Raw genomic sequence first — 5,265 nt, 5'->3', positions numbered from 1 at the left:
GGCGCGGGGTGGCGGGTCCCCTCGCGGTTGTCAGCCGAGCTCGGCGGCCGTCTCCACGACCACGCCGTAGAGGTCCCCGATCGTCGCGAGCGCGCCGCGGTGGACCTGGGCGGCGGTGAGGTCCGACGCGCCGGACTGCAACGGGCGGGTGGCGCAGGCCTCGGCGACGACGGTGGGGCGGTTGCCGCGCAGGAAGGCGCCGGCGGTGGTGAAGGTGACGCACATGTGGGTCATGAACCCGGCGATGACGACGTCCTGGCGGCCGGCCGCGTCGACCAGCTCGCCCAGGTTGGTGCCGACGAAGGAGTCCGGGGCCTGCTTGACCACCACCTGCTCGCCCTCCGCCGGGGCCACGCTCGGGTGGATCTGCCCGATCTCGGCGCGGATGTCGTACGGCGTGCCCTCACCCGTGTCGTGGATGACGTGGATGACGGTGGCCCCGGCCGTCCGGGCGCGGTCGAGCAGGTCGGCCGCCGCGTCGAGGGCCGGCTCCCAGCCGGTCAGCTCCATCACGCCACGGGTGTAGGTGTTCTGGTAGTCGACCAGGATCAGCGTGGCCGCGCCGAGTTCGGCGGGCTGCTCGTCAAGGCCGGTGACGGCACGCAGGGTGGTGGTGGGCATGGCTCTACCGCCTTCGTCGGGTCGGAGGTTGGTGCAGGTGGGGCTGGTGCGGGTGGGTGGTGATCCGCGCAGGTCACAGGTGGTGCGGCCCGCACCGATTACGCTACGGTCGGCTCCGCATGGCGGCAATGCCGTCCAACACGCAGATTCCGACATCGCCCGGAAACCGAGGGGAACGCGTTCGTGGAACCGGTCCAGCGTCCGATCGTCGTCGTCCTGTTCGAGGGCGTCGACCTGCTCGACGTCACCGGACCGCCGGAGGTGTTCTCACTGGTCCGGCGGGAGGGCGGCGACGCGGCCGGCTACCGGGTGGCGCTGGCCGCCGCGAGCATGGAGCCCGTCACCACCGCCGCGGGCGTGCGGATCCTGCCCGACCTGACCTTCGAGCAGGCCGCCGAGGGCGCCATCGACACCCTGCTGGTGCCCGGCTCGGTCGAGATCGACGACGACCGCCGCGTCCGGGCGGTCGCCGACCCGGCCGTGGTCGAGCACGTCCGCCGGCTGGCCGCTCGCTCGCGCCGGGTCGCCTCCGTCTGCGTGGGCGCGCACCTGCTGGCCGCCGCCGGGCTGCTGGACGGCAAGCGGGCCACCACGCACTGGTCGACCGCCGCCCAACTCGCCGCCGAGTACCCGGGGATAGACGTCGACGCCGACCCGATCTTCATCCGCGAGGGCGCGGTGTGGACCGGCGCGGGCATAAGCGCCTGTCTGGACCTCTCGCTCGCCCTGGTCGCCGAGGACTTCGGCGAGGAGCTCGCCCTGCGGGTCGCCCGGCAGCTGGTGATGTACCTCAAACGCCCCAGCGGCCAGAGCCAGTTCAGCGTCCCGCTGGAGCCGGTCTCCGCCACCCGGCGGATCGAGGAGCTGCGCCACCACATCCTGCGCAACCTCACCGGGAGGCTGACCGTCCCGGACCTCGCCGCCCACGCCCACGTCAGCGAACGGCAGTTGACCCGGATCTTCAAGACCGAGCTGGGCACCACCCCGAGCGCCTACATCGAGTCCGCGCGGGTCGAACTCGCCCGCCAGCGGCTGGAGTCCACCGACGACACGCTCGAACGCGTCGCCACCGCCTGCGGGTTCGGCACCACGGACACCCTGGTGCGCGCCTTCCGTCGCCGCCTGGACACCACGCCCACCGACTACCGGCAGCGCTTCCGCACCGGCCCGGCAGGGGAGTTCACGCCGCCCCTGGCAGCCGTACCGTGAACACCGTGCGGCCGGGCCGGCTCGCCGCCTCGACCGTACCGCCGTGCGCCTGGACCACGGCTTCGACGATGGCCAGGCCCAGCCCGGTGGAGCCGGTGGCACGCGAGCGGGCGCGGTCGCCCCGGACGAACCGCTCGAAGACCCGCCCCAGCAGCTCCGGCGCGATCCCGGGCCCGTCGTCGACGACGCTCAACTCGACCCGCTCCCCCGCGTGTTCGAGGCGCAGCTCGACCCCGGTGCCGGACGGGGTGTGGGTGCGGGCGTTGGCCAGCAGGTTGGCCACCACCTGACTCAGCCGGTGCTCGTCCCCGCGCACCAGCACCGGCTCCTCGGGCAGCGCCAGCCGCCAGCGGTGGTCCGGCCCGGCGGCCCGGGCGTCGGTGACGGCGTTGAGCGCGATCCGGGTGAGGTCCACCTCCTCCTCGGCCAGCGGGCGCCCGGCGTCCAGACGGGCGAGCAGCAGCAGGTCCTCCACGATCGCGCCCATCCGCACCGCCTCGGCGTCGATCCGCTCCAGCGAGTGCCGTACCGGCCCGGGCACCTCCCCGGGGTGGCGCAGCGCCAGCTCGGCGTGGCCGCGCACGGCCGCGACCGGGGTGCGCAGCTCGTGGCTGGCGTCGGCGGCGAAGGCGCGCAGCCGTTCCTCCACGGTGTGCCGGCGGGCCAGGGCGTCACCGACGTGGCCGAGCATCCGGTTGAGCGCCGCGCCGACCCGGCCCACCTCGGTGCGCGGGTCGTCGTCCGGCACCCGCTCGGCCAGCATCACGGCGCCGCTGGCCAGCGGCAGCGCGCTCACCCGCTCGGCCATCCCGACCACCCGCCGCAGCGGGCGCAGCGACCAGCCGACCCAGACCGCCCCGGCGGCGCCGGCCACGGCGACGACGACCGCGAAGACGGTCAGCTCCAGGGTCTCCAGCCGGTCCACGGTCTCCTCGGCCGGGCGCAGCGGCAGCCCGCTGACCAGCACGTCGCCGTCCCGCCCGGCCACCGCGCGGACCCGGTAGCGGCCCAGTGTCCCGCCGAGGTCGAGGCTGCGGGCGGGCCCGCCGACGGGCAGGGCGGCGAGCGCGCGCTGCCGGGCGGACGGGAAGCCCACCCGGTCGTCCTCGTCGTCGGGGCCGCTGAGGTCGTCGGCGTCCCCGTCGACCACGCCCGCGGCGGTGACCGTGCCGTCGAGCAGCCGGACGCCCAGGGTGCCGGGGGTCTGGGCCCGGGTGTCCGGGCTCGCGCCCTGGCCGGTGTGCTCCAGGCTCGCGGCGTAGCGGCCGCCGGCCTCGGTGAGCTGCTGGTCGAGCCGGCCGACCAGGAAGTGGCGCAGCGCGCCGGTGGTGGCGAAGCCGACGGCGGCGCAGGTCGCCACCAGCAGCACCAGCAGACCGGCGATCAGGCGGGCGCGCAGCGTACGGGGCAGCAACTTGCGGGGCAGCAGGGTGCGCGGCAGCAGCCTGCGGGGCAGCGGCTTGCGGGCGAGGGCCGCGGGGCTCCTCACGGCGCGGCCTTGATCAGGTAGCCCGCACCGCGCACGGTGTGGATCATCGGGCCGCGGCCCGCGTCCACCTTCTTGCGCAGGTAGCTGATGTACAGCTCCACGATGTGCGCCTGCCCGCCGAAGTCGTACGACCAGACCGCGTCCAGGATCTGCGCCTTGCTGAGCACCTGCCGGGGGTGGTGCATCAGGTGGGCGAGAAGCGCGTACTCGGTCGGGCTGAGCTCGATGACCTCGCCGCCGCGGGTCACCTCGCGGGCCCGCTCGTCCAGCACCAGGTCACCGAGGACCAGCGCGTGCGGGGGCGGTGTGCTCGGCCCGGCGGGCGGGGCGGCCCGGCGCAGCAGCCCGCGCAGCCGTACCACCACCTCGGCCAGGCTGAACGGTTTGGTGACGTAATCGTCACCGCCCGCAGCGATGCCGGCGATGCGCTCCTCGACGGCGTCCCGGGCGGTGAGGAAGAGCACCCGCACCTCGGGCTGCTCGGCGTGGATGCGGCGCAGCACCTCCAGACCGTCGAGGTCGGGCAGCATGATGTCGAGCACCACGGCGTGCGGGCGCCAGTCGGCCGCCTCCCGCACCGCCTCCAGACCGGTGGTCGCGCCGCGTGCCTGCCAGCCCTCGTAGCGGACGGCGCCGCAGACCACCTCCACCAGGTCCGGTTCGTCGTCGACGACCAGGACGCGCCACTCCGGGCGGTCGGCGGTGTCGTCCATGGGGCTCCCTCGGTTCTCGGTGCGCGGCACCCATTCTCGCCTGTCGCGATTCTGTCCCGGCGCGATGAGAAACGTCTGAGATCGTCAACGACGGTTCGTGGACCGTTGTATCCGCTCTGACCTGCCCGGACAGTGGTTTCCACGGGCGCTCGGGCGGGCCCGGTTCAGAGGTGGCTCAGAGCTTGTCGTGCGAACGTGAACCCGCCCGGGCGGCACGCGCCGCCGCCGGGAGTGAGGAGGTTCCCCCGATGACGACCGCCACCACGCCGAAGCCGCGGCGCGATCCGCCGGTGTCCGCCGGTGCGCGGCACCGGGCGGCGGCGCGCCCGCCGCTCGCCCTGCCGCCGGGCGCCGCGCTCGGACTGATCGCCGTCGGGGCACTCGGCGTGCTCGGGCTGTGGTGGATCAGCACCTCCGCCGTGGTCGGCGCGGCCGGCTGGCTGACCAACGCCGGGCGGATCACCGGCCTGCTCGCCGGGTACGCGGCGCCGGTGCTGCTCCTGCTGATGGCCCGGCTGCCCGCCGTGGAGCGCGGCGTCGGCGCCGACCGGCTGGCCCGCTGGCACGCCTTCGGCGGGCGCTGGCTGGTCGCCCTGGTCTCGGTGCACGTGCTCACCACCATCTGGGGCTACGCGCTGACCGACGGCCGGGGGCTGGTCGACGAGGGCGTGGAGATCGTCTTCCACTACCCCGAGATGCTCAAGGCCACCCTCGGCACCCTGCTGATGCTCGGCACCGGCCTGGTCTCCGCCCGGGCCGCACGACGCCGCCTCTCGTACGAGACCTGGTACTACCTGCACCTGGCGACCTACCTCGCGGTGGCGCTGGCCTTCGCCCACCAGCTGGCCACCGGCGCCGACCTCGGCGGCGGGCCCGGACAGGCCGCCTGGTACGCGCTCTACTTCGGGACGGCGGCACTGCTCGGCTGGTACCGGCTGCTACGGCCGTGGCTGCTGGACCGCCGGCACGGGCTGCGCGTGGCCGAGGTGCGGCCCGAGGGGCCCGGGGTGGTGTCGCTGTTCCTCACCGGGCGGCGGCTGGACGAGCTCCGGGCCGAGCCCGGACAGTTCTTCCGGCTCCAGTTCCAGGCGCCCGGGCTGCGCTGGGCCGCCAACCCGTACTCGCTGTCCGCGCCGCCGCACCCGGAGTTCCTCCGGTTCACGGTCAAGGACCTCGGCGGGCACAGCGCGGCGGTGGCCGGGCTGCGCCCCGGGACGCGGGTGCGGGCCGAGG

At 75.0% G+C, this 5,265-nt stretch carries 5 protein-coding genes; 2 read left to right on the top strand and 3 right to left on the bottom strand.

What is annotated here, in order from left to right:
- Positions 1-30: 30 nt before the first annotated feature.
- Positions 31-621 carry a cysteine hydrolase family protein gene (locus J0670_RS29280; protein ID WP_207814710.1) on the bottom strand — a complete coding sequence of 197 codons (591 nt, stop codon included), beginning with the start codon at positions 619-621 and terminating at the stop codon, positions 31-33.
- Positions 622-804: 183 nt separating this feature from the next.
- Between J0670_RS29280 and J0670_RS29275 the strand changes: the two genes are divergently transcribed.
- The gene (locus J0670_RS29275; RefSeq protein WP_207814709.1) at positions 805-1,830 is read left to right on the top strand and encodes a GlxA family transcriptional regulator; all 1,026 of its coding nucleotides are present in this window, start codon (positions 805-807) and stop codon (positions 1,828-1,830) included.
- On the opposite strand, the gene J0670_RS29270 is transcribed toward J0670_RS29275, so the two are convergent.
- Both J0670_RS29270 and J0670_RS29265 read right to left on the bottom strand, forming a co-directional pair.
- On the bottom strand, positions 1,802-3,256 hold the full coding sequence (locus J0670_RS29270) for a cell wall metabolism sensor histidine kinase WalK (RefSeq protein ID WP_207814711.1): 1,455 nt from the start codon (positions 3,254-3,256) through the stop codon (positions 1,802-1,804). The genes J0670_RS29275 and J0670_RS29270 overlap by 29 nt on opposite strands.
- Before the next feature lie 59 nt (positions 3,257-3,315).
- Complete coding sequence (locus J0670_RS29265) at positions 3,316-4,032, bottom strand: response regulator transcription factor (RefSeq protein WP_207814708.1); 717 nt, start codon at positions 4,030-4,032, stop codon at positions 3,316-3,318.
- A gap of 248 nt (positions 4,033-4,280) precedes the next feature.
- Here J0670_RS29265 and J0670_RS29260 point away from each other — a divergent pair.
- Positions 4,281-5,265: ferredoxin reductase family protein (locus tag J0670_RS29260; protein WP_207814707.1), on the top strand; the 985-nt coding region annotated here is incomplete at its 3' end.

It is taken from the genome of Streptomyces sp. FH025 (assembly GCF_017427025.1).
GTDB lineage: Bacteria > Actinomycetota > Actinomycetes > Streptomycetales > Streptomycetaceae > Kitasatospora.
Note: the sequence above shows the minus strand (reverse complement) of the source record. Positions and strands in the feature narration are given on the sequence as shown.